20 protein-coding genes are annotated in these 24,841 nt (G+C 69.6%); 7 read left to right on the top strand and 13 right to left on the bottom strand.

Annotated features, from left to right (window positions below; all coding sequences use genetic code 11):
• Positions 1-124 precede the first annotated feature (124 nt).
• The 4 genes from bfr (at position 125) to V5F59_RS10540 (ending at position 6,086) form a co-directional block, all read left to right on the top strand.
• Entirely contained in the window at positions 125-604 is a 480-nt protein-coding gene (gene bfr / locus V5F59_RS10555; protein ID WP_393977101.1) for a bacterioferritin, read from the top strand.
• 474 nt (positions 605-1,078) lie between these two features.
• The gene (locus tag V5F59_RS10550) at positions 1,079-2,080 is read left to right on the top strand and encodes an extracellular solute-binding protein (RefSeq protein ID WP_393982449.1); all 1,002 of its coding nucleotides are present in this window, start codon (positions 1,079-1,081) and stop codon (positions 2,078-2,080) included.
• A 10-nt stretch (positions 2,081-2,090) separates the two neighbouring features.
• Positions 2,091-3,839 (top strand): ABC transporter permease, encoded by a 1,749-nt coding sequence (locus tag V5F59_RS10545; RefSeq protein WP_393982304.1) that lies wholly within the window; start codon positions 2,091-2,093, stop codon positions 3,837-3,839.
• 285 nt (positions 3,840-4,124) lie between these two features.
• Positions 4,125-6,086 carry an AsmA family protein gene (locus tag V5F59_RS10540; RefSeq protein ID WP_393982305.1) on the top strand — a complete coding sequence of 654 codons (1,962 nt, stop codon included), beginning with the start codon at positions 4,125-4,127 and terminating at the stop codon, positions 6,084-6,086.
• 137 nt (positions 6,087-6,223) lie between these two features.
• On the opposite strand, the gene V5F59_RS10535 is transcribed toward V5F59_RS10540, so the two are convergent.
• The 7 genes from V5F59_RS10535 to V5F59_RS10505 form a co-directional block, all read right to left on the bottom strand.
• Complete coding sequence (locus V5F59_RS10535; RefSeq protein ID WP_393982306.1) at positions 6,224-6,766, bottom strand: invasion associated locus B family protein; 543 nt, start codon at positions 6,764-6,766, stop codon at positions 6,224-6,226.
• A gap of 143 nt (positions 6,767-6,909) precedes the next feature.
• On the bottom strand, positions 6,910-9,204 hold the full coding sequence (xdhB, locus tag V5F59_RS10530; RefSeq protein WP_393982307.1) for a xanthine dehydrogenase molybdopterin binding subunit: 2,295 nt from the start codon (positions 9,202-9,204) through the stop codon (positions 6,910-6,912).
• Positions 9,201-10,634, bottom strand: a complete 1,434-nt coding sequence (gene xdhA / locus V5F59_RS10525) for a xanthine dehydrogenase small subunit (protein ID WP_393982308.1) — start codon at positions 10,632-10,634, stop codon at positions 9,201-9,203. Before xdhA ends, xdhB begins: the two co-directional genes overlap by 4 nt.
• 4 nt (positions 10,635-10,638) lie before the next feature.
• Positions 10,639-11,409: an ABC transporter permease gene (locus V5F59_RS10520; protein WP_393982309.1), complete on the bottom strand. Its 771-nt coding sequence runs from the start codon at positions 11,407-11,409 to the stop codon at positions 10,639-10,641.
• Between the two features lie 48 nt (positions 11,410-11,457).
• Positions 11,458-12,276, bottom strand: a complete 819-nt coding sequence (locus tag V5F59_RS10515; RefSeq protein WP_393982310.1) for an arylamine N-acetyltransferase family protein — start codon at positions 12,274-12,276, stop codon at positions 11,458-11,460.
• Positions 12,277-12,464: 188 nt separating this feature from the next.
• A complete protein-coding gene (locus V5F59_RS10510) occupies positions 12,465-13,247 on the bottom strand; it encodes an ABC transporter ATP-binding protein (RefSeq protein ID WP_393982311.1) in 783 nt (260 codons plus the stop codon).
• A gap of 202 nt (positions 13,248-13,449) precedes the next feature.
• Positions 13,450-14,457: an ABC transporter substrate-binding protein gene (locus tag V5F59_RS10505; RefSeq protein ID WP_393982312.1), complete on the bottom strand. Its 1,008-nt coding sequence runs from the start codon at positions 14,455-14,457 to the stop codon at positions 13,450-13,452.
• A gap of 265 nt (positions 14,458-14,722) precedes the next feature.
• Between V5F59_RS10505 and V5F59_RS10500 the strand changes: the two genes are divergently transcribed.
• Positions 14,723-15,901, top strand: a complete 1,179-nt coding sequence (locus V5F59_RS10500; RefSeq protein WP_393982313.1) for a glycosyltransferase — start codon at positions 14,723-14,725, stop codon at positions 15,899-15,901.
• A gap of 36 nt (positions 15,902-15,937) precedes the next feature.
• Here V5F59_RS10500 and V5F59_RS10495 read toward each other — a convergent pair whose 3' ends face one another.
• Together V5F59_RS10495 and V5F59_RS10490 are read right to left on the bottom strand one after the other, a co-directional pair.
• Positions 15,938-16,960, bottom strand: a complete 1,023-nt coding sequence (locus V5F59_RS10495) for a FecR family protein (RefSeq protein WP_393982314.1) — start codon at positions 16,958-16,960, stop codon at positions 15,938-15,940.
• Between the two features lie 13 nt (positions 16,961-16,973).
• Positions 16,974-18,371 carry a tetratricopeptide repeat protein gene (locus tag V5F59_RS10490; RefSeq protein ID WP_393982315.1) on the bottom strand — a complete coding sequence of 466 codons (1,398 nt, stop codon included), beginning with the start codon at positions 18,369-18,371 and terminating at the stop codon, positions 16,974-16,976.
• A gap of 341 nt (positions 18,372-18,712) precedes the next feature.
• Between V5F59_RS10490 and V5F59_RS10485 the strand changes: the two genes are divergently transcribed.
• Positions 18,713-19,645 carry a ring-cleaving dioxygenase gene (locus V5F59_RS10485; protein WP_393982316.1) on the top strand — a complete coding sequence of 311 codons (933 nt, stop codon included), beginning with the start codon at positions 18,713-18,715 and terminating at the stop codon, positions 19,643-19,645.
• A 153-nt stretch (positions 19,646-19,798) separates the two neighbouring features.
• Positions 19,799-20,455, top strand: coding sequence for an alpha/beta hydrolase (locus V5F59_RS10480; protein ID WP_393982317.1), 657 nt, complete (start codon positions 19,799-19,801; stop codon positions 20,453-20,455).
• 7 nt (positions 20,456-20,462) lie between these two features.
• On the opposite strand, the gene V5F59_RS10475 is transcribed toward V5F59_RS10480, so the two are convergent.
• The 4 genes from V5F59_RS10475 to gspD form a co-directional block, all read right to left on the bottom strand.
• Positions 20,463-21,305, bottom strand: coding sequence for a GDSL-type esterase/lipase family protein (locus tag V5F59_RS10475; RefSeq protein ID WP_509211218.1), 843 nt, complete (start codon positions 21,303-21,305; stop codon positions 20,463-20,465).
• 84 nt (positions 21,306-21,389) lie between these two features.
• Positions 21,390-21,929: a tetratricopeptide repeat protein gene (locus tag V5F59_RS10470; protein ID WP_393982319.1), complete on the bottom strand. Its 540-nt coding sequence runs from the start codon at positions 21,927-21,929 to the stop codon at positions 21,390-21,392.
• A gap of 14 nt (positions 21,930-21,943) precedes the next feature.
• Positions 21,944-22,552, bottom strand: a complete 609-nt coding sequence (locus tag V5F59_RS10465; protein ID WP_393982320.1) for a prepilin peptidase — start codon at positions 22,550-22,552, stop codon at positions 21,944-21,946.
• Between the two features lie 9 nt (positions 22,553-22,561).
• Positions 22,562-24,805 carry a type II secretion system secretin GspD gene (gspD, locus tag V5F59_RS10460; RefSeq protein WP_393982321.1) on the bottom strand — a complete coding sequence of 748 codons (2,244 nt, stop codon included), beginning with the start codon at positions 24,803-24,805 and terminating at the stop codon, positions 22,562-22,564.
• Between the last annotated feature and the right edge of the window lie 36 nt (positions 24,806-24,841).

The following is a 24,841-nucleotide window of genomic DNA, read 5'->3' as shown; positions in this document are numbered from 1 at the left end:
TTCGGAAGGCGCCCCAACGGAATGGTGACGGGGGTATCAGAGGACCAGTGTTGCGAGAGAGTTAGAATTCGTCTAATCCTGCTTCCAAACTAGCGTTTATGCCAACGGGCATCAGGAGCACAAAATGAAGGGCGACCCTAAGGTCATCGAATTCCTCAATCGTGGCCTGCGCTCGGAGCTTACCGCGATCAACCAGTACTGGCTGCACTACCGCATGCTCGACAACTGGGGCTACAAGGCGCTTGCCAAGAAGTGGCGCGCCGAGTCGATCGAAGAGATGGTGCACGCGGACAAGTTCACCGACCGCATCCTCTTCCTCGACGGTTTCCCGAACATGCAGGTGCTGGATCCGCTGCGGATCGGCCAGGACGTGAAGGAAATCCTGGAGTGCGACCTCGCCGCGGAGCTCGACGCCCGCGCGCTCTACCAGGAAGCGGCCACCTACTGCCACTCGGTGAAGGACTATCCGAGCCGCGACCTCTTCGAGGAGCTGATGGCGGACGAGGAAGGCCACATCGACTTCCTCGAGACGCAGCTCGACCTCGTCTCCAAGCTTGGCCTGCAGCTCTACGCGCAGCACCACATCGGTGAGCTCGAGGACTGAGCAGCGCGCGCTTTCGATCGCACCGACAAAGGAAGCCCGGCCCAGCGCCGGGCTTTTTGCTTTCCGCGGCTCCTGGCCCATGGCTCCTGGCCCATGGCTCCTGGCCCATGGCTCCTGGCCCATGGCTCCTGGCCCATGGCTCCTGGCCCATGGCTCCTGGCCCATGGCTCCTGGCCCATGGCTCCTGGCCCATGGCTCCTGGCCCATTCCCGGCGACCTTGCCGGTCCATCTCTTCGGACCGGCCGCATCGTTTAGAGATATTTCAAAGTAAAATTAGACGCCTTCCAATGTTTTCCGCTCAACGGCTTATGCGTTGACGCGCCGGTGGGCGAACAGCTAGCCACAATGCTGATTGTTTCTGCGTCTCGGGCGGCGGAGGCGAGACCAAGGTCTCGGCCGCACCGGGCTCACCTCATTGCGGGGGAAGAGGAATGGCCCAGTCTCGCGTTTCGCGCCGTCTTGTCGCCGGCGGCATGCTGCTTCTCGCTTCGGGTCTACTTCCCGCCACGACCGCCCAGGCGCAGCAGGTGGTGAACATCTACACCACCCGCGAGCCGGGCCTCGCCGCCCCGCTGTTCGAGGCCTTCACCAAGGCCACCGGCATCGAGGTGAAGAGCGTCTTCATCAAGGACGGCCTTGCCGAGCGGGTGAAGGCGGAAGGCGCCACCTCGCCCGCCGACGTGCTGATGACCGTGGACGTGGGCAACCTTTTGGACGTGGTGGACGCCGGCGTCACCCAGCCGGTGGAGACGCCGGCCCTCAAGGCCGCCATCCCGGCCAACCTGCGCGATCCGGACGGCAACTGGTACGCCCTCTCCCTGCGCGCCCGCCTCGTCTACACCGCGAAGGACGTGGTGAAGCAGGATGCCATCACCTACGAGGAGCTGGCGGATCCCAAGTGGAAGGGCAAGGTGTGCATCCGCTCCGGCCAGCACCCCTACAACATCGGCCTCGTCGCCGCCTTCATCGTCCACCACGGCGAGGAGAAGGCCGAGGCCTGGCTGCGCGGGGTGAAGGCGAACCTCGCCCGCAAGGCGGCCGGCGGCGACCGCGAGGGCGCGCGCGATATCCTCGGCGGCATCTGCGACATCGCGGTGGGCAATTCCTATTACGTCGGCCTCATGCGCTCTGGAAAGGGCGGGGCGGACCAGAAGAAGTGGGGCGACGGCATCGGCGTGCTGCTGCCCACCTTCGAGGGCGGCGGCACCCATGTGAACGTCTCCGGCGCCGCGGTGGCGAAGAACGCCCCGCACAGGGACGCCGCTATCAAGTTCCTGGAATTCGCCGTGTCGCCCGCCATGCAGGCGGTCTACGCCAAGGAGAACATGGAGTATCCGGTGATCGCTGAGGCGAGCATCGACCCCATCATCGCCGACCTCGGCCCGCTGAAGGTGGACCCCGCCTCGCTGGTGGCCATCGCCAAGAACCGCAAGCGCGCCAGCGAGCTGGTGGACAAGGTGGGCTTCGACAACTGAGGCACCGCCTGTGGCCGATGCAGCCCTGCCCCCACGCCCCGTGCTCGGGCAGCGCCACCTGCCCCTGCGCCACCTGATGTCGCGCCTCTTCCGTCCGGCCGGGGTGACGCCGCTGCTCGCCGCGGCCGGGCTCGTCGCGCTCTTCGTCCTGCTCCCGCTCATCACCCTCCTCGGTATCGCCGCCAAGGGCTCCGGCGATATGTGGCCCCACCTCATCGAGACGGTGCTGCCCTCGGCCCTGCTGCAGACCGGGACGCTGCTCCTGGGCGTCGGCCTGCTGACGCTGGCGGTGGCCGTGCCCTGCGCCTTTCTCGTCGCCACCTGCAGCTTCCCCGGCCGAGGTGTGCTGGAGTGGGCGCTGCTGCTGCCGCTGGCTGTGCCGGGCTACATCGTCGCCTTCTCCTATCTCGAGGTGCTGCATCCCCTCGGCCCGGTGCAGGAGGCGCTGCGCGCCGTGCTCGGCATCGCCAGCCCCCGCGATTTCCGCCTGCCCGACATTCGTTCCACCGGCGGCTGCATCCTGGTGCTGTCGTCGGTGCTCTACCCTTATGTCTACCTGTCAGCCCGGGCGAGCTTCGCCCTGCAGTCCGCCGCCGCCATGGAGGTGGCGCGCACCCTGGGGGCCGGACGCGGCCGCGCCTTTCTCGGCGTCGCCTTGCCTTTGGCGCGGCCGGCGATCGTCGCCGGGCTGACACTGGTGCTGCTGGAGACGCTGGGCGATATCGGCGCCTCCGAATTCCTCGGCGTGCGCACCCTCACAGTCTCCATCTATGCCACCTGGGTGAACCGCTCCAACCTGCCCGGCGCGGCGCAGATCGCCCTGGTGATGCTGGCCCTCGTGCTGGGGCTGATCCTGGTGGAGCGCTGGGCGCGGCGGGCGAAGCGCTTCGTCGCCACCGGCTCGGCCCGGCCCCAGGCGCCGACCCGGCTATCCGGGTTCGCCGGCGTTGCAGCCATGCTGTTCTGCCTGGTTCCGGTCACCGCCGGCTTCCTCGTGCCCTTCCTGCATCTGTCCATCTCCGCCTTCCGGCGGATGAGTGAGACCGGCCTGCCCGTGCGGATCCTCGGCGAGGCGGCGACGACGGCGGGCATCGCTTTGGCCGCGACCCTCGTCACCCTCAGCCTCGGCCTCGTGGTGACCCTGGCCCAGCGGCTCGGCCGCTCGCCGCTCGCGACCGGCTTCGCCCGCATCTCCAGCCTCGGCTATGCGGTGCCGGGAACGGTGCTGGCGGTGGGCCTGCTCAGCCCGCTGGCCGGGTTCGACAACATGATCGACGCGGCCATGCGGCGGACGTTCGACCTGTCCACCGGGCTCCTTCTCTCCGGCTCCGGGATCGCGCTGGTCGTGGCCCTCACCATCCGCTTCATGGCCATTCCCGTGGGTGGGATCGAGGCCGGCTTCGCCAAGCTCTCCCCGCACCTCGACATGGCGGCCCGCAGTCTCGGCTGCTCCGGGCCGGGCACGGTGAGCCGGGTGCTTCTGCCCCTGCTGCGGCCTGCGCTGGCCACGGCTGCCCTGCTGGTCTTCGTCGATGCCATGAAGGAGCTGCCGGCGACGCTGCTGCTGCGCCCCCTCGGCCTGGAGACGCTCGCCACCCACGTCTATGGGGAAGCCGCCCGCGGCACCTATGAGGATGGCGCGCTCGCCGCCTTGGTCATCCTGCTGGTGGGCCTTGGACCGGTGATTCTGCTGGCGCGCATGTCCGCCTCGGCCATCCGCAATTCCCCCCTTTCCGCGCGCGGATCAAACCGCGCCTGAGCCGTCCCCCGGCGGCCCGTCCCCAGCCATCAAAGCGACACAGAGCCCCGCAATGGTGCCGCTTCCCAGGCGTGCCGCCGAATCCGCACGAAATGTCCGGGCGGAGGTGCGCCAGCCTCATGTGCATGAGGAGACGCGTCGCCGGCGGGGTCGCCGACCCCTCCCGATTGGTCCTGGACCCAATTCCTGGCTGAAGTCGACCCTCGCTGGCCGGCCTGAAGGCCTTCGGAGCCTCGCGTCGGCTCAGGCGTGCGGCCCTTCACGATCGGAGCGATCTGGAACTCGATGGTGCGTTTCGGGGACAATGCTCGACGGGCCGGGGTGGCAGCCGCCGCGTTCTTCGGGGCAAGCGTCGTCCTGGCGCTGGTCCTGATGCTCGCGGCGCCGCGGATGGTTTCGCCGGCGGACCTGCGCCGTGCCGCGGTCCACGCCCTTGCGGGCACCACCGGCCAGCCGGTGGTCATCCTCGACGAGCCCTCGTTCAGCGTCTTCCCCTCCCCGCGCGTCCACCTCGGCAAGGTCTCCTTCCCGCTGCCCTCCGGCCAGTCGCTGGATGCGGAAAACGTGGTGGCGCGCCTCGACCTCTGGCATCTGCTCACCGGCCGGGTGGAGGTGACCGAGGTGGTCGTGGAGCGGCCGACGCTGGTGCTGGCAGACGGCGGCCTCATGCCCGCGCTGGCCGTGGCGCCCCTCCTCGCGGTGAAGGACCTTCCCGAGCTGCGCATCAGCGGCGGCACCATCGCCTGGCGCACGGAAGAGGGGCTGACCCGCGAGCTGGTCAGCGACCTCGACGCCAACCTCGACCGGATCAAGCAGGGGCATGGCATCGCCGTATCCATCGCCTTCGACTGGCGGGACGAGCGGGTGTCCTCCAACCTGTTCCTCGACGATGCCGCGGCCTTCCTTGCGGGAACGCCCACGCCGGCGCGCTTCGTCGTGTCCACCGAAGGCGCGAAGGCGCGCTTCCAGGGGCGGGCAGCCCGGGAAGACGGGCTGGAGCTCGACGGCGATGTCACCGCGGAGGCGGATTCCCTGCGCGACCTCGCCGCCTGGATGGGGACCGAGCTGCCGGGGCGGGGTGGGTTCGGGCCCTTCTCCCTTTCGTCCCGGCTCAAGATGGCCGACGGCGCGGTCTCGCTGGACGACGCCTCGCTCGATCTCGACGGCAACCGCGGGGATGGCGGGCTGCTGGTGAAGATGGACGGCGGGCGGCCAACCGTGCAGGGCACCTTCGCGGCCGAGCGGATCGTCCTCACCCCCTACGGCGGCCTGCGGCTGACCACCGACGGCGGGCGGGAGTGGAACCGCAGCCCTCTCGACCTCGCCTTCCTGCGCAGCGTGAACCTGGACCTGCGCCTTTCGGCCAGCAAGGTGGTGGCCGACCAGAGCGTGCTCTCGACCGTGGCCGCCAGCGCGGTGCTCGCCGACGGGCGGCTGGTGCTCGCCCTCGGTGAGGCGAGGGGCTGGGGCGGGCTGATTCAGGCGTCCCTCACCCTCGCTCCGGCGGCAGCTGCCGGGGCGGCGCCCACCGGCGCGCAGGTGCGCCTTCAGCTGGACGCCACCGACCTCGACCTCTCCCGGACCCTGGAGGAAGTGGCCGGCATGCGCCGCCTCGAGGGCACGGGCTCCATCCAGCTCGACGTGGCAGGCAGCGGACGCTCCGTACACGACATTGCCCGCACCCTCTCGGGCGCGGCGGACCTCTCCTGCACCGACGGCTATCTCTCCGGGTTGGACGTGGCGCAACTGCTGCACCGCATCGAGCGCAGGCCCCTGTCTGCCGGCCAGGACGCGCGCTGGGGGCGCACCGCCTTCAGCACGCTGGAAACCAGTCTCGCCGTCAAGGACGGCATCGGCACCGTCGAGGAGATGCGGCTGGAGGGACAGCAGGTCCGCGTCACGGCCGAGGGCGAGGTGTCCATCGCCGGGCGCAGCCTCGATCTGTCCGGCCAGGCCTCCCTCGTCCCGCCCTCCCCGGCCAAGGGTGCCGATGCGGCGGGAGCCGACGCCGGCGCGGAGCACCAGAAGCCGGCTGATCCTGTGGCCCTGCCGTTCAGCGTCAAGGGCGCGTGGGACGCGCCCACGATCATGGCGGACCCGCTGAGCCTCATCGAGCGGTCCGGGGCGGCGCAGTCGCTGATCGAATCGGTGAAGAGCCGCACCGGCGCGGCCCAGCCGCCCCTCAACACGGTGACGGATGCACCCGCCGCCGCGCCGTCTGCGCCTCGGCCGCCGGCGGCGAACTGAGGGCTCCCGGTCTACGTGGCAGCTTCAGGAATGGGGCGCTGACTTGCGATCGATACGGCTATTTCCCGTCCGTCCGCGATACGGGCGGACGGACGCCTGTCGTCGGCAGCGTATGGTCCTCCGGGTGGAAAGCCCGGTCAGCCCTTCAGGCTCGCCTGCATGGCGGCGCCCAGCCCCCTGAAGGAGAGCGGCAGGACCACGGGGCGGCGCGAGCCGTCCTCGAACACCAGGTCACCCGTTCCCGCGCTCGCCTTCAGAGCGGAAAGCTCCTCCGGCTTCAGCTCCGTGGAAGCGACGCAATGCTGGCCGCAGCGCTTGAAGGTGAGCACAACGTCCGCCACGCCCGGCACCTTCAGGCTGACGTTGGACGGCAGCCACACGCCGGGCGGGGTGAGGACGATGAGGCGCACCGGGCCGCTCTTCTCCGCCCGCACGGCAATGTGGGCGAGGATGCCCTTGCCATCCGCCGGCTGGAGGGTCTGCACCGCCTCGCAAGCGCGCTTCTCATCCTGGCCCTTGCAGCGCACGGTCCAGTCGTCATGGACGGACTTGGTCTCGGTGGGCGGCTCGGGCGCCGTCTGGGCCGCGGCCGGCAGGGCGCAGGTCAGGGAAAGGGCAAGCGCCGGCAAGGCGGGAACGCGGAAGGAAGGAAGGGACAGGAAGAGACTGGAAAGCGCCATCTGTTTCGTCCTTTGCGTCTCGTCTTCTCGCCAGCCCGAACGGCCGCGCCAACCCGCAGGGGTCGCGACCTGTCCCCGCACGTCGTCGGGGACATATCCGACCCGGGCCGGAGGTGGCAACGGGAATTGCGCCGGTCGCAGCGTCAGCCCACGTCGCGTGTGCCGGCCCGCAGGGCCACCGCGTCGAGCACGCGCTCCGGGGAGGCTGGGGCATCGAGGTGGATGGGGCCCTGCCCTTCAAGGCTCGCGACGGCATCGCGGATGGCGAGGAACACGCAGATGGCCAGCATCAGCGGTGGCTCCCCCACCGCCTTGGAGCGCAGCACCGTCTCCTCCCGGTTGGGCTGGTCCATGAGGTGCACGCGGAGGACCGGCGGCACGTCGCGCGAGCCGGGGATCTTGTAGGTGGAGGGACCGCGGGTGGCGAGGCGGCCCGCCGCGTCCCATTTCAGCTCCTCGCAGGTCAGCCAGCCGATGCCCTGGACGAAGGCGCCTTCCACCTGCCCGAGATCGATGGCCGGGTTCAGGGAGCGCCCGCAATCCTGCACGATCTCGGCGCGGAGCACGCGCACGGCGCCGGTGAGCGTATCCACCGCCACCTCGGCCGCCGCGGCCCCATAGGTATAATAGTAAAAGGGCCGCCCTTCCGACTTCGCGAGGTCGAAGTGGATCTTCGGCGTCTTGTAGAAGCCGGCGGCAGAGAGCTGCACGCGCTTCTGCCAGGAGAGCTTCGCCGCCTCGCCGAAGGAGAGGCTCCGGTTGCCGGCCGTCACCTGCCCGTCCGCGAAGGCGATCTCCTCCACCGGCACGCCGAAATGTTCCGCGACCGCCCCCGCCATGCGGCCCTTGATCTCGCGCGCGGCGACAAGCGCCGCCATGCCGTTGAGGTCCGAGCCGGAGGAGGCTGCGGTGGGAGAGGTGTTCGGAACCTTGGCCGTGCTCGTGGCGGAGACATGCACTTGGTCGAGCCCGATGCCGAAGGCATCCGCCACCACCTGCGCCACTTTCACGAACAGCCCCTGCCCCATCTCCGTGCCGCCGTGGTTCAGGTGCACGGAGCCGTCCGTATAGACATGCACCAGCGCGCCGGCCTGGTTCAGCGTGGTGAGGTTGAAGGAGACGCCGAACTTGATGGGCATGGTGGCGAGGCCCTTCCGGATCACCGGGCTCGCGCCATTGAAGGCCGCGATGTCGCGTCGCCATGCGGCAAGGTCCGCTTTCGCGTCGAGGACGGCCATCGTCTCGGCGATGATGTTGTCCTCCACCTCCTGCCCGTAGGGCGTGACGTTGCGCGGCACCTCCCCATAGTAGTTCGCCGCCCGCACCGCCTCCAGGGGCCGGCGGAGATGGCGGGCGATGCTTTCCATCACGCATTCGATGGCGAGCATGCCCTGCGGTGCGCCGAAGCCCCGGAAGGCGGTGTTGGAGACGGTATTGGTCTTCGCCAGCACGCCGCGAAACCGTGTCGCCGGGATGAAATAGCAATTGTCCGCATGGCACAGGGCGCGGGAAACCACGGCGGTGGAGAGGTCCGCCACATTCCCGCAGTCCGCCGCCAGCTCCATGTCGAGACCGGCGATGCGGCCCTCGTCGTCGAACCCCGCGTCCCAGCGGATGCGGAAGGGATGGCGCTTGCCGGTGGCCTCCATGTCCACGTCGCGGGGAAGGCGCAGCTTCACGGGCTTGCGGGCATGGTGGGCGAGAAGGGCCGCGATGGCGGCGATGATCGTCGCCTGACTCTCCTTGCCGCCGAACGCCCCGCCCATGCGCCGCACCTCCACTGTCACGGCGGCGAACGGCAGGCCCAGCACGTGGGCGACGCCATGCTGGGCCTCGGTAGGGTGCTGGGTGGAGGAATAGACCTGTATGTCGCGGTCCTCCCCCGGCACGGCGATGGCGATCTGTCCTTCCAGATAGAAATGGTCCTGCCCGCCGCAGCGCACCTCCCCCGTCACACGCCGGGGGGCGCCGTCGAGCGCCGCGGCCACGTCGCCGCGACCGACCGTCTGGTCCGGGGCGACGCGAGCGCCGGCCGCTATGGCGGCATCAAGGTCCAGCAGCGCCGGCAACGGCTCGTATTCGATCTTCACCAGCGCCGCCGCAGCGCGGGCGGCATCGAGGGTCGGCGCGGCGACCGCCACCACCGGATGGCCCACATACTCCACCTCGCCCTCGGCCAGAGCCGGCTCTCCCGGACGGATGGGCGCGATATCGTTGACGCCGGGAACATCCGCCGCCGCAACCGCCACCACGCCCGGCAGGGCGCGGGCGGCGGACAGGTCGATGGAGACGATGCGCGCATGCGCATGGGGGCTCAGCACCAGCGTCGCGTGCAGCAGGCCCAGGGGCTCCGGCATGTCATCGAGGTAGATGGCGCGCCCGCTCACATGCGCGTTGGCGCTCTCATGGCGGGCGGGAACATGGACCGCGCGGCTCATAGGGCCTCCAGGGTCAGAGGCACGTCGGGCCGGGTGCTGGCGAGATGCAGCCGGCGCACCAGGTTGGCTGCTGCCTTCAGGCGATAGGCCGCGCTGGCGCGGTGGTCGCCGACCGGCGAGAAGTCGGCCGCCAGCGCTGCCTCGATGCCCGTGGGCGCGTGGGCCTCCCACCGCTGGCCGACAAGGGCTCCCTCCAGGGCCGGCGCCCGCTTCGCCCGCTCCGCCATGCCGCCGAACGCCGCCTGGAGGGAGGTGAGCACCCCATCCGCGATCCGCACCCGGAACGCGCCGAGGAGCGTGGAGATGTCCTGGTCGAAGCGCCGGGAGAGCTTCCAGGCGAAGAGGCCTTCGCCCGCCGTGAGCAAAGACAGGCGCAGCGCGGCGATCACCTCGTCGGGGGCAAGCGCCGTCTTGCGGTAGCCGGTGATGAAATCCGCCACCTTCATCCGCCGCAGGCCCGCCGGACCTGCCAGCTCCACCTCGGCATCGAGAGCGAGGAGCACCGGCAGCGTGTCGCCGATGGGCGAGGCGGTGGCGAGATTGCCGCCGAACGTGCCCATGGCCCGGATCTGCCGCGAACCGATGCGCCGGACGAGGGCGCCGAAGGCCGGAAACGCCTCCTCCACGGCGGCAAGCCCCTCGGCATAAGTGACGGCGGCACCGAGGATGAGGCTGTCCTCCGCCACCTCGATACGCTTCAGCTCCGCGACGCGGCGGGTCGAGATGGCGCGCGGGAAGCCCCGCCGCTGCTTCGCCGGGATGAGGCCGAGATCGGTCGCCCCGGCGATGAGCACGGCGTCCGGATAGACGGCACGCAGGCGCACCAGCTCCGCGAGGGTGGGGGGCAGGAGATGCAGTTCACCCGCCGCCTCCAGCCGCGCGCCGCCGCGCGGCACCGCAAGCTGCGGCTCGGCGGGCGGCGGCTCGGCGCACAGGATGCGGGCGGCATCGACGATGGGGCGATAGCCCGTGCAGCGGCAGAGATTGCCGGCCAGCGCCTCGTGGATGTCCCCGTCATCCGGGGGACCGGCCTCTGCCGCGCGTTCCTGCTGCAGCACATAGAGCGACATGACGATGCCGGGGGTACAAAAGCCGCATTGGGTGCCGTCGCTCTCCGCCAGCACGCGCTGGACCGGATGGAGCGCATCGCCCTGCGCCAGCCCCTCCACTGTCTTCACCGCCGCGCCATCAAGCTGGGAGAGCAGCATCAGGCAGGAATTGGCCGCCTGCCAGCGCATCGCCCCGGCGTCCGCGCCGCTCGGCTCCGGCCGGCCGATAGCGATGGTGCAGGCGCCGCAATCGCCCTCGGCGCAGCCTTCCTTGGTGCCGGTGAGGCGGCGGCGGGTGCGCAGATAGTCGAGCACCGTCATGGAGGGGGCGGCCCCCTCCTCCGCGATCCACTCCCCGTTCAACACGAAGGTGACGGCCACGCCGTCAGCCCCCCGCGCTGTTGGTGGAGCGGAAGGCCCAGGCCACCATGCGCCGCTCGAAGGCGGCGAAGACGGCGTACATGAGGATGCCCTCGATGGCGAGCGCGAGCAGCCCCGCGAACACCAGCGGCATCTGGAAATTGGAGCCCGCCTGCACCATGAGATGCCCCACGCCTGCGTTGGCGCCGATGGTCTCGGACACCACCGCCCCGACGAATGCCAGGGTGATACCCACCTTCAACGCCCCGAAAAGATAGGGCCCCGTGCGGGGAATTCCTACCTTGCGCATGATGTCGAGCTTGGAGGCGCCCAGCGCCCGCAGCACGTCCTCCAGCTCCGGCTCGGTGGTGGCGAGGCCGGTGGCCACGTTCACCACGATGGGGAAGAAGGAGATGAGGAAGGCGGTGAGGATGGCCGGGATCTCGCCGATGCCGAACCACATGATGAGGATCGGCACCACCGCCACCTTGGGCACGGAGTTGAAGCCGATCATCACCGGATAGAGGCCGCGGTAGATGGTGCGTGACCAGCCCACCACGATGCCCAGCGCGATGCCGAACACTACGGCGATGGCGAACCCCGCCATCGTCGTCCAGAGCGTGACGAACGAATTCTTCAGGAGCGGCCACCAGTATTTCGCCATGGCCGCGAAAATTTCGGTGGGTGCCGGCAGGATGAAGGTGTCGATCCTGAACAGGCGGCAGGCTGCCTCCCAGATGACGAAGAGGCCTACGGTGAAATAGACGGGGGCGAGGTCTTCATTCGAGAACTTCATGTCATGACCTCGCATCGGACAGGCCGACGACCGCACCCGCGCTCACGCTCATCCCCGGCCGGAGACGCGCGCGTAGAGTTCGGCGGCCGGGATCGGCGGAGATATTCCAAAGACGTCATCGAGCAGCCGCTCGAGCTGGGCCGCGCTCGAGATCGCCTGCTCTTCCAGAATTTGCCCGTCACGGGCCTCGATGATGTAGCGGTCGGCGATGATCTTGTGGCGGTGGTCGCCAGACAGGCGCTCAAGGATCAGGATGTGGACGAACGGCACCTGCGGGCTGGTGGATGCGTGCCAGTTGCCCAGCTCGTAGTCAGCATGGATCTGTGGCGCCAGATCGAACGCATACATGGTGCGCCAGCCGGCGGGCTGCCGTGCGGCCAGATGGAACAGGCCGTCCACCTCAGCGAGGCGGAACGTGCCAAGTTCGGTTCGCTGCTCTACATCGGGCAGGAAACGGAGCGGCTGGTCGATCAGGCAGGCGCCGAAGCCCACGTCCACGAGGCGCGCCTCGCCCTCCGCCTCGACGCTGAGAAGCATGTGGTTGCGTGGCCCCAGCGGACTGTCGGGGGGCGACATCCAGCGCACCCGGGCGGTCAGCCCGGTCACCGGAAAGCCGATCTGCTCCAGCACCGCCTTGAAGAGCAGGCTGTGCTCGAAGCAATAGCCTCCGCGCCGGCTTCCGATCAGCTTTTCCTCGATCACCGGGAGGTCCAGCTCCACCGGGCGCCCGACCAGCGGGTCGAGCCCCTCGAAGGGGATCGAGCGCACGTGCCGCTCCTGCAGCTCGGTGAGGGTCGGCAGGTCCGGGCGGGGCGAGCCCCCGTAACCGATCCGGTCGAAGTATCTGGACAGAGAAAGATCGCTCATCGGGCCTCCCTGCATCCGGTCGGACGGGGAAGGTCGCCGCACAAGGACGGCGCACCAGCGCCACGACCCTTGCCGACTCCCCATGCGGCCCGGAGCGGGGCCATCAAAGGACGACCGGGAGCAATCAGCAACACCCCGCCCGCGAGCCGGATGCGCCTGCTCGCGAAGCTGTGCCTTGTGCCCTATCATCATGCCGCCTGCCGCACTTCGGCGATCTTGTTGCGCAGCTCGTGCACCAGAGCGGTGAATTCCGGCAGGTAGCAGACATCGAGCGCGCGCGGCCTCGGGAACGGCACCCGCCGGGTTTCGACGATGCGGCCGGGGCGCGCGCTCATCACATGGATGGTGTCGGCGAGGAAGCCCGCCTCGCGCAAATCGTGGGTCACGAGGATCACGGTAAAGCCCAGCTTCTGCCAGAGGTCGCGGAGCACGCCCCACAGCTCCTCGCGGGTGAAGGCGTCGAGCGCGGCAAAGGGCTCGTCCAGCATCAGCAGGCGCGGCTCATGGATCAGCGCGCGGCAAAGCGAGGCGCGCTGCTGCATGCCGCCGGACATCTCCCACGGAAAGCGATCGGCGAACGCGCCGAGGCCGACCACGTTGAGGAGCGCCATGGCCTTGTCCCGGAATGCTCCCTTCTCGCGGGAGAAGCGCCTGCGGTAGGGCTCCACGATCTCCAGCGGCAGCATCACGTTCTGAAGCACGGTGCGCCAGGGCAGCATGTTGGCGTGCTGGAAGGCCATTCCGGCGACCTTCACAGGCCCGGTCACCTTTTGCCCCTCCACGCTGACGCTGCCGGCCGTTGGGCGGATGAGGCCCGTCACCAGCTTCATGAGCGTGGACTTGCCACAGCCGGAGGGGCCCACCACCGCTGCGAACTCGCCCTTCGCCACATGCATCGTCGTGCCCGCCAGCGCCGTCACGGGGCCGGTGCGACCGGGATAGGTGAGGGTCACGTCATCGAGGGCGATCACTGGAGAGGCCTTTCGGTTGAGCCTGCCTGAAGGGGGCCTTCGCCATGGACCCCCACTCCCGCGTGCGGGAAAGGCTGGAGGGGGGCCGAGGGCGCTTTGGGGGCTTGCCTTTGGGTTCGAGGTCACCCCTCGTGCGGAAAGGTCCCCCTCCCCCGGACGCGGGAGGGGGATCTCGTGGCGCTCGATGGAGAGGGCCCGCCCCTCACATCTTCCGGTCAGCCGCCGGCGGCAGATACTCGCCGGTGAAAACGTCGGCCGCCGTGGGCTTCACCTTGAAGTCGTAGGTGACGGCCACCTGGTCGATGGACTTCGCCAGCCGCGCGGGGTCCACGTCGCCGATGCCGTTGGCCTTCACCCAGTCGGTGACGATGTTGTCCCGGAGCGCCATTTCGAGGCGCGCGAGCTCGATGGCCTCGTCGGCGGTCTCGTTGCGCTTCATCACCGATTGGATGGCGGCCTTCGGGTCCTTCGCCGTGTCGATGAGGCCCTTGACGGTGGCCTTCACGAAGCCCTTCACCACATCCGGATGAGCCTTGGCGAAGTCCGGGTTCACCATGATGGCGTTGCCGTAGAGCACGAGGCCGTACTTGGACATGAGCATCACCGCGATATCGTCCGCCGGCACGCCCTTCTGGCGCAGGTTGAAGTAGGAGGAGAAGGAGAAGCCGGTGATGGCATCCACCTTGCCGTCCGCCAGCATGGGCTCGCGCACCGGGAAGCCCACGTTCTCCGCCTTCACCTTCTCGGCGTCGATGCCGTTCTCCTTCACGAAGGCCTTCCACTGGGCGAAGGCGCCATCCGGCGCGGGCGCGCCCAGGATCTTGCCTTCCAGGTCCTTCGGCTTGGAAATCCCGGTCTTCTTCAGGGTGACGATGGAAAACGGCGGCTCGTCATAGACCATGAGCACCGCCATGACCTTCTTGTCCGGGTTCTGGTCACGGAACTTCATCAGCGAGTTGATGTCGAAAAAGCCGATGGGATAGGTGCCCGCGGCCACCCGGGCGATGCCCGCCACCGATCCGGGACCGGAATCGATGGTGACGTTCAGGCCCTCCTGCTTGTAGTAGCCCTTGTCGAGCGCCAGGAAATAAGGGGCGGACGGCCCCTCGAACTTCCAGTCGAGAGCGAACTTCACATCCGTTTCCGCCAGGGCCGGCACGGCAGCCAGCGCGAGGGTCACAGCAGCGAAGACACAACGCATCAGCTTCATCGGGTGGAACCTCCGTGCGGGGCCGGTCACTGTGTGTCGCTCCGGCAGCTGCAACCGCCATGCCACGAGGCCCCGACGAGGTACCCGTTGCGGGACGTCCCTGGCGACGGCATTGCCTCTCCAAAAGGCATATTAAACTGCTGATGATACGAGCAGTTCGATCATTTTATGAGCATTGTGCTCGGCAACGATGCGCCGATGCTGGACAAGCCGCGATGGGTCCGCCATCCGAAACGCAACGAAGCTCAGCCGATGAGGAGGCGTGATGGGAAAGCGGCGTGTGCTGCTGGCCTGGGAGCAGGGTGCCGGCTTCGGGCATACGACGCAGCTTGCCCGGCTCGCCGTCCGGCTCATGGAAGGCGGAGCGGAGGTGGTGGCCGCGGTGCGCTACCCCGAGCTGTCGCGTCCTCTGGTGGAGGTGGGCGTCCGGCTGGTTCAGGCACCGCCCTGGCCCGCTCCGCCACCCCGCCCTGAAGATGCCATTCCCGCCTCGGTGACCCTCACTGACACCCTCGCCCGCGCCGGCCTGCGGGATCCCGAAAGCGTCGGCACGGTCCTGCGCGCATGGCGCGAGATCCTTCATGCCGAGCGCCCGGACCTCATGGTGTGTGACTACGCCCCCCTTGCCGCCCCGGCAGCGCAGGGTGTCTGCCCGGTGATGCAGGCAGGGACGGCCTATTGCCTGCCTCCGGCCCACCTCGTCGACATGCCGGAGCTCCACGCCTTCGCGCCCCGGCTCCACGCCGATGCGGATGTCGTGGGGGCCATCAACACCGCCCTCCGCGCGGAGGGCATGGCGGAGATCGCGGGCATGGGGAGCCTGTTCGCGGGCGACGACGTGTTCGTGCGCACCTTCCCCCTCATCGATCCCTATGCCGACCTCCGGGAGCGGGAAGCGGAGGGGCCCATCCTCGCGGCGCCCATTCCCGAACAGCGGCCGGACGCGCGCGGCATCTTCGCCTACGTCCACCCCGACGTCGCCGCACGGCCAGAGGTCGCCCGCATCCTGCTTTCCCTTGGGCCGCAGCTGGAGATCCACATTCCCGGTGGCGGCCCGGGCTTCATCGAGCCCCTGCTGGCGACCGGCGCCCGCGTCCACGAGCGCCCGGCCAGCATGGCCGAGGTCCTTCCGCGCGCGCGTCTGGTGCTGCATCAGGGCAGTGCCGGCGTCGCCACGGATGCGCTGCTCGCCGGGGTGCCGCAATTCACCCTCAGCGTCCATGTGGAGCACTACCTCAACGGCGAGGCCCTTGCCGCGGCGGGCGTGGGCCGCAATGTCCCGCTGTTCGATCCGGCCGCGCGCGCGGACCTGGAGCAGGTGCTGGACATGCTCGCGGACGAGGACACCCTGCTGCTCGCCGGCGCGGCCGGACGCATGCACAGGGCATCCCTCGCGATGGATCCCCTGGACGAGCTGACACGGCGCTGCCGCGCACTGATGTAAGGTAAGCCTACGCGCCGGCCATCGCCGGCGCGTGCGTCACTGGCGCAGACCGCCGGGCAAGCCCGGAAGGTTCGGGAAGCCGGGGAAGTGCGGGAGCCCGCCGCCGCCGTAGCTGCCCGGCCCACCGGGCAGGCCCGGCAAATTCGGAAAGCCCGGGAAGCCGCCGTACCCGCCCGGTCCTCCGCCGCCATAGCCATAGGGCGGCGGTGTGACGGGGATGAGCACATTCTGCTGGTTCTGCTGCGCCGCCTGCTGGGCGATGGTGTCCGCCTCGCCCTGGAGCTCCGTATTCACATAGCGGCAGGTGACGGAGGACAGGTCCATGGTCGTCTGGCCCTGCACCGGGAGAGCGCAGGGATGGCTCGCAGCCTTGTCGAGCCCGGTGACGTCCGGTGTGTGGTCCGGCCGGCCGCCGTTCTGGCCCGTGCGGCTGCGGGTCTGGGCGATGATGGCGTCGATCTGCGCCTGCGACACCCGCAAGGGTCCGGCGATGCCGGCGCGGCCGACCGTGACCATGAAGCCGGGGCGCCGCACCACCACCGTCTCCCCGCCCGGCCCCACGATGGTCAGGGTGCCGAACTGGAGGATGGCCTGCGTCTCCCCGTCCCGATGGATGACGGCCGCCACGCCGCCACGGATGCCGATGGTGGCGACGGGCGTCTTCACCTCGGCCCCGCCGGTATGGCTGGCGTTGCCGCCCACGAAGCGCACTGCGCCCTTGGTGAGCGACACGGCCATGGAGCCGGTCTTGGCATTGGGGTCGTAGACGAACTCGTCGATCACCAGGCTCGAGCCGGGGCCGATGTTGAGCGTGGTCTTGTCCACGAACATCACCTGCACGCTGCCGGAGGCGCTGGTCTCGATGCGTTCGCGATGGATGATGCTGGCGCCGAGCTCCAGCACACGGGCGCCCCCGCCGGCCGAGCCGGTGGAACGCGGGTTGACGGCGGCAGCGGTGCCGACGGCCGGGCCCTGCTGGGCGAGGGCGGGGCCTGACGCCGCCAGAATGGCGAGGGAGGCGACGGAGGCGAGGAGCCGGGCGGTGGTGCTGATGGGCATGGGTTTTCGCTCCTCAGAACCGCACGTTCGGGCCGACAGAGACACTGAAGTTGTCGAAGGCGTAGTTCGGCAACGTCGAGTCCGACCAGCTGTACTGGATTTGCGTCAGCAGCCCCCACTGCTCATGGACCGGCACGTCGAGCGCGAGGCCGACGCGATACTGGTTGTCCACCTGCGCGGTGAACTTGGAGATGAACGGATTGGGCGCGTCATAGCTGTAGCGCGTGTAGCCTGCGCTCGGGATCGCCACCCAGCGCTTCACGCCCCACAGGCCCTGGAACTCGATGGGCAGGGCCACGTCCACCGCGAAGGTATTGTAGGAATACCAGGGCAGCTGGCCGGACGCATCGTTATAGGAAAGACGCGCGCGCCAGCCGATGTCGTCGGTCACACGGCCGAACACGTTGGCGCCGACGGTCCACATCTCGCCGGTCTGGAAGCCGGCGGTAGGATAATCGGCCGTGTTCTGGTAGTCGCGCTGGCGGATTTCCACGAAAGGCTCCAGCCCGAACCAGCGGCTGAACGGCGCGTAGATGGAAGCGCCGGCGCCATAGGTGCCGAGATAGCCTTCCCCGCCCAGCGCCACGCCGCCGGCGATCACATAGGCGCGGACGGAGGAGCCGGGCAGCGCGTCCGGCAGCAGGGCGAAGCGGGGTCCGGTGTTGAACTCCACGAAGCCGAGGTTCAGCTGCTCCAGCTGGAACTGCTGCGAATAATAGAGGTTGAGGTTGCTTTCCCAGACATCGCCGCGCTGGTTGCCGAAGTCGTAGACATGGCGGATCGAGGCGAGGGCGAAGGCGTTGCCGTCCGCCTGTGCGGCATAGCTCGGGGGCAGCAGCGCGCCCACGTCCTGGCCGATGACCAGGCGGTTGGAGGGGCCGTAATTGGCATTGGACTGGTAGCGCACGCCCACCTGTCCGTAGATGCTCCACTGGGTGGTCGAGAGCCGGCGGTCGATCTCGACGAGATAGGCGGCGATGTTCTCCCTCTCCGCAGGCGTCAGAGCCGCCGCGTCGGAGATGGGCTGGAAGTAGGCGCGGGCGGATTCATAGGCGCCGAGCCGGTAGTAGAGCCGCCCCAGCTCCAGCTTCACCCGCACCAGCTTCGGATCGTAGAAGAGGATGCGCTCGTAGACGCCGATGGCCGCCTCGTAATCTCCCACCTCGATGGCCCGGCGGGCGAGGCGAAAGGCGAGGTCCACGTCCGCAGGCCGCTTCAGGGACTGCTGGAAAAGTGCGTTGAATTCCGCGTCGCTATCGGCAAGCGCCGTGGCCTCGGCCGCCTGTGCGCCGCCGACGCCCGACAGCGCGAGCGCACCTGCAAGCAGCAGCGCGCGCCATCCCACCCGCAGCGCCTGTCGCGCCCGGCGGTCCGCGTTGAATGAAGAAGAAATGTCTCGCTTTACCAGCATGCCTGATGTTCCGGCGTTTGCTGGCAAGGCCCCGCCCCTTGCCCTTAAGGCCTCCTTAACATCTCACCGAAGGAAAATGCATCCGCTTCCGTTGGGAAAGCGTCGGAATGCTGAATATTTCCTGACCTTAAGAGCATTTTTGCCACAGGATTTTCATTCGTGCGCCACCTCGCTACCGCTCGGCGGTTTTCCTGCTCAAGAAAAAAACACACCCGCCGGCAGGACAAACGCAGGCGCATTTCTGGCTTGCACTAACGCAATAAACTTGGACTTCAAGTTCCAGTTTGCTTGCCTAAATTCACCTCAACGCCGGTCACCACCCCGGCGAGGAGGATCCAGAGATGACCAGCAACGGCCTTCATCACGTCACTGCCATCGCCGGCCCGGCTGCGCGGAACCTTGCCTTCTACACCCGCACCCTCGGGCTCCGGCTGGTGAAGAAGACGGTGAACTTCGACGACCCCGGCACCTACCACTTCTATTTCGGCGATGCCGCCGGCAGCCCCGGCAGCATCCTCACCTTCTTCCCCTGGGAGCAGGCGGGCACCGGCCGCGCCGGCGTGGGCGAGACGCAGGAGACGGCCTTCCGCATCCCGGAGGCGTCCGTCGCCTACTGGACCGAGCGGCTCGTCTCCCTGGGCCTGTCGCCGGACCTGCCGGAGAAGCGCTTCGGCGCAACCGTGTTGTCCTTCAAGGATCCTGACGGCATGCGGATCGCCCTCATCGGCGTGCCGGGCATCGAATCCGAGGCCGCCTGGGCCGGCGGAGAGGTGCCGGAAGAGCATGCCATCCGCGGCATGCATTCCGTCACGCTGCTGCTGAAGGAGGCCGGCGCCACCGCCGCCATCCTCACCGACGTGTTCGGCTTCACCGAGATCGGCCGCGAGGGCACCCGCATCCGCTACGCGGCGTCCGGCGGAAGCTTCGGCACCTTTGTGGATATCAGGGAAGCCGGTGGTTTCCTCTCCGGCCGGCAGGGCCGGGGCAGCGTCCACCACATCGCCTTCCGGGCGGCGGACGACGCCGAGCAGGCGGCGATGGTGGAGCGCCTCGTCACCCGGCACGGCATGCGCGTGACCGAGCAGCGGGACCGCAACTACTTCCGCTCGGTCTACTTCCGCGAGCCCGGCGGCGTGCTGTTCGAGATCGCCACCGACGATCCCGGCTTCGCGGTGGACGAGGCGCCCGAGCATCTGGGCGAGGCGCTGAAGCTGCCGGCCCAGTACGAGCCGCACCGGGCCGAGATCGAGGCGGTGCTGCCCGCCGTCGCCTGACCCCCAGTCCCCCGGCCCCGGTCGCCGACCGAAGCCGGGGGCACGCCCAAGGGCCGCTCGGGCTCGACCAGGTGCCCGTGAGTGAGGCTCGCGGGCCGTTGGAATATTCCCCCGGCCGCACCCGCGGCCGGGGCCTTCTTCAGGAGATCTGAAATGTCTGCCCCTGCCTCTGTGGCGGGCGCGGCTGCGCTCGCCTTCACCCATCGCTTCGTCCCGGCCACCGATCCGGCGGCCCCCCCGCTGCTGCTGCTGCACGGCACCGGCGGGGATGAGAACGACCTCCTGCCCATCGGCCGCATGCTGGCCCCCGGGGCCGCCCTCCTCTCCCCGCGCGGGAAGGTGAGTGAAGGCGGCATGCCACGCTTCTTCCGCCGCCTTGCCGAAGGCGTGTTCGACGAACAGGACGTGGTGCGCCGGGCCAACGAGCTGGCCGACTTCATCGCCGAGGCGCGGGCCGCTTACGGCCTTCCCGCCCCGGTGGCGGTGGGCTTCTCCAACGGCGCGAACATCGCCGCCGCGCTGCTGATGCTGCGGCCGGAGGCGCTCTCCGGCGCCATCCTGCTGCGGGCCATGGTGCCGCTGGCCGCCCCTCCGGCGGGAACGCTGCCGGGCACGCCGGTGCTCATCCTCTCCGGCGCCGCGGATCCCATCGTGCCCCGCGGCAATGCGGAGCGGCTCGCCGATGAGCTCACCCGGCGCGGCGGCCAGGTGGAGCACAAGGTGCTATCCGGCGGACACGGCCTGACGCCGGCCGACGTGGCGGCGGCCCGCGCCTGGTTCCAGGCGAACACCCCGCGCCCGGCCGCGTGAGAAGGGGTCAGCGCGCCGGCTGGTCCGGGGCGGGCTTGGCCGGCGCTGCCGCCGGTTTGGTCGCCGCCGGCTTGGCGGGCGGCGACGCGGGCTTGCCCGCCCCCCGCACGGCCGAGAGGATGGGCGGCGCCAGCAGGTCGGCAAGGCAGGAATAGCCGGCGTCGTTGGAATGGAAGCTGTCCCACGACAGGGTGGCGCGGAATCCCTGGGGGTCCTGCGCCGCCCACGCCTTGGTCATGGCGTAGCGCTTCAGCAGGGGCACGCCCCGCGCCCGCGCCGCGCCGTCCACGGCTGCCACGAACTCCTCGTAGCGCTCCACATTGGCGATACCGGGGAAATATTGCTGGTCGACCACGAGGGCCGCCGCCCCGGCCGCCTGGATGGCGCCAAGCCCGTCGAGAACCAGAGCGTTGAGCGAGGCGGGGTTGCCGCCGAAGATCACATCGTTGGTGCCCACCTGCCAGATCACCAGATCCGGGCCGGCCGGCTGGGCCAGGAAGCTCTTGAGGCGGCTGAGGGTCGAGGGCGCGCTCTCGCCGCCCACGCCCGCGTTGGTGATCTCCACCTTGCCCTCGCCGAGGGCCTCGCCGAGGCGCCCGGCCAGCTGGCTGGGATAATTGCCGCCGGCCGAGGCGCCGACCCCCGACGTGCTCGACGAGCCGATGGCCAGGATGCGCACGGCCCGTCCCTCGCGCAGGGCCTGGGCGCCGCGGGGCATGGAGAGGGCCGGTGACGGCCCGGCCGAGGCGGAGCATCCCGCGGCCTCAGCCGACGACACGGTGACGACGGAGACGGCGAACAGCCACGCGATCCGGCGCGCGGCGGCAAACATGCGAATCTTCAGGAACATGACGGCGGCAAGCTTCAGCTGAGGTGGAGATGAGGTGACGCAAGGTGCGTTGCTTTACCCATGGAATGCAAGCACGGCATGATGTCAGCGCGGCGGCAGCAACCCCACCGGCACGAAATCCCGCGCGAGGGTCTGCGCCTCGCCGATCTGCGCCCGGCTCATCTTCGAGGCCATGGCATCCCGCACCCGGGCATAGGCGTCGCGCTCGCGCTTGCCGGCCCGCGACGCGGCGAGGATGAGCCATTTCTGGGCCTGCACCACGTCCACGCGTACCCCGCGCCCCAGGTCGTACATGAGGCCGAGCAGATATTGCGCCGTCGCGTCCCCCTGGTTGGCGGCGCAGCTGTACCATTCCACGGCGAGGGCGAAATCCTGCGGCACGCCCTGGCCGTATTCGTACATCAGGCCGAGCAGGCCCTGCGCCCGCGCGTCGCCGGAAGCGGCGAGGGGCACGATGATCTGCGCGGCGGCCACATAATCCTTGCGGCCATAGAGCGCCGCGGCCTCCGCGAAGGGATCGCGCGCCGCCGCCGGGCGGACCGCGACGCCGATCAGGCCGAAGGCGCCGGCGCGCAGCAGCGTGCGACGGGTGGGGCGGCCCGGGTTCCGGAAATAATGCTCCATCTGTCCGCCCCGCCTCAGATGCCGGCGGCGAGCCAGCGCTCGCCCAGCCAGCCGATGAAGATCGCCGGCGCGAGGAACAGGCCGAACGGCAGCCGTCCCGTCGCCCGCATCGTCCGCCCCGTCGCCACCTGCCGGATGCCGATGGCCGCAAGAGCCGCGAGGGCGGCGAGGTCGATGGCAAGGGGAAGGGTCGTCCAGTCGAGCCAGACGCCCGCCACCGCCGCCAGCTTCACATCGCCCAGGCCCAGCCCCTCCCGCCCGCGCAGGCGGAAATAGGCGGAGCGCAAGGCGAGGAAGGCGAGCGCGGTGACCACCCCGCGCAGTCCCGCCAGCGCCACCGCCGGCACGGCCTCGCCGGGCAGGGCCAGCGCCGCCGCATGGGCGAGGCCGAGCCCCACGCCCAGCGCGTTCAGCCCGTCCGGGATGAGGAAGCGTCGCGCATCGATGGTGGCGATGGCCACCGTCGCCACCGCCAGCCCCGCCGCCAGGATGCCGCCGGGCCCTGCTTCCGTGGCAAGGCTCGCGGCGATGCCGAGGCCGGCGGCGAACGCCGGCACCGCATGGCCGCGCAGCCGGGCGAGATGCGGCTGCGGCGCGCGGGAGGGGAGCGGCATGGCCTCCATGGACGGCTCCTAGTTGCGCGGGAAATTGGGCGGCAGGGCTGGAGGCCCGCCGGGGGCGACGGCGATGGAGCCGCGCAGCTTCGAGCGCACCTCCTCCGCCACCGTGTGCGCATCGAAGCCGTCGCGGATGATCTGCGGGCGGATGAAGATGATGAGCTCCGTCCGCTTGATGGTGCCCGTGCGGTGGGAGAAGGCGTCGCCCACCACGGGAATCTGGTCCAGCCCCGGCACGCCCTGGCGGTTGCCGTTGTGGCGCTCGTTGATGAGGCCGGCGAGCAGCACCGTCTGCCCGCTGGTGACGACGATGGTGCTCTTCACCTTGCGCTGGGAGACGGTGGGCGTGAGCGTCGTGGAGGAGCTGGAGCCGCTGGAGGAGCTGCTGGTGGTGGTGTCCTGCGTGACGTTGCTGATCTCCTGCTCCACCTCCAGGCGCACCTGCCCGTTCACGTTCACCCGCGGCACCACCCGCAGGATGATGCCGGTGTTCTTGTACTCGATGGTGTTCACTACCGTGTTGGACGAGGAGAGCACGGTGGCGCTGCCGGTGGAGACCGGCACCTCGTCGCCCACCTGCAGGGTGGCCGGCTGGTTGTCCACCACCACCAGCGACGGGTTGGAGAGCACCTTCACATCGGTGACCGTGTGGAGGGCGTCGAGGATCATCTTCGGCTGGTTCTCCCGGCCCACCAGCAGGTTGAAGCCGGGCAGCACCCGGTTGATGGCCTGGTCGGTGATGTCGGAGGACAGGGTGTTGAGCGCCGAGCCGTTGTTGCGGCCGAGGCCCAGGTCCTTGGAGGTGAGGTAGAACTGCACGCCGTAGGCCAGCGTGTCGTTCAGCGTCACCTCCGCCACCGTCGCCTCGATGGCCACCTGCAACTGCTGCTGGTCGAGCTGGGCGATGGTGCGCTCGATGACGCGGTAGTTCTCCTGGCTCGCATAGATGAGCAGGGAGTTGTTCACCTGGTCGGCGGTGATCCGCACGCCCGACAGCAGCGCCCCCCCGCCGCCGCCGGCCGCGGCCGGGCTCGGCGCATCCTGCTCGGAGGCCGCGGGCTTGGCGCCGCCGCCGTTCTGCCCGGTGTTGAGGGGCGCAGCGCCCAGCTTCTGCTGCACGCTGAGGCCCTGGCCGCCGCCGTCCGCGCTCGCCGAGGCCTGGGCGCCGGAGCCCGGCGCGATCTGGCTCGACGCCTGGTCGAGGCCGGCGGAGCCCTGGCCGAGGAACAGGTCGTTCAGCACCTTGGCGATCTGCTTCGCCTCCCCGTAGCGCAGGCGATAGACGCGCACGGCGGTGGTGGTGTCGGCCCGGTCGAGGCGCGCGATCCAGGTGGCGGCGGTGCGCAGCATCTCGGGCTTGCCGGTGATCACCATGATGGCGTTGAGCCGATTGATCGCCTGCAGCTTCACGAGGTTGGCGCTGAGGCCGCCCTCGCCGGAATCCATCAGCTTCTCCAGCTCCGCGATGAGCGGCTCCGGGGCGCTGTTCTTCACCGGATAGATGCCCACGGACTGGCCGCGCATCCAGTCCGCATCGAACTTCAGCACCGTGTCGATGAGGCTGCGCCGTTCCGTCCCCGGGCCCTGGATGAGCAGGATGTTGCGGCCGGGATCCACCCGCACCGCGCCGGTGCGCACGCCGAAGCCGTCGAGCAGCGGCAGCAGCGTCTGCGCCGAGACGTAGCGCAACGGCACCACCGACAGGCCGTAGCCCGCCTCGGCCCGCGCGGCGGCGGAATCGGTCGCGCCCGTGCCCACGGCCTCGTTGAGGGGGATGATCCGGTAGCCGGAGGCGTCGCGCACCAAGGCGTTGCCGGACGTGCGCAGGGCCGTCTCCAGCACGTAGAGCAGCTCGGACCTCGGCACCGGCCGGCCGGAGGACAGGCTGATGGTGCCCTGCACCCGCGGGTCGATGACATAGGCCTGGGAGAGAATGTCCCCCAGCACCACCTTGGCCACGGTGGGCAGCGGCGCATTGTCGAAATTGAGATCGTAGCCGTCGCCGCCGACGCCGGCCACGGCCCCTGCAGCATCGAGGCTGCCGGTGGCCACCGCAGGCGCGGCGGCCGGCGCCACATATTCCACCGCGGCGCGGCTGTCCTCGGGCGAGGCAGGCGGCGGGACGGCGCTGGTCTGGCGCGGCATCAGGTCAAGCTGGCGCACCTGGTCGAACACGCCCGGCGGGCGTGTGTCATCGGGCAGCACGCCACCGCATGCCACCGGCAGGGCCGCGACCAGCATCGTGCCCAAAAGTCTCATGCTGGTCCGCACGGATCCGGACCAGTCGCGCCGTTC

The organism is Xanthobacter nonsaccharivorans, from assembly GCF_043194755.2.
GTDB lineage: Bacteria > Pseudomonadota > Alphaproteobacteria > Rhizobiales > Xanthobacteraceae > Xanthobacter > Xanthobacter autotrophicus_G.
Note: the sequence above shows the minus strand (reverse complement) of the source record. Positions and strands in the feature narration are given on the sequence as shown.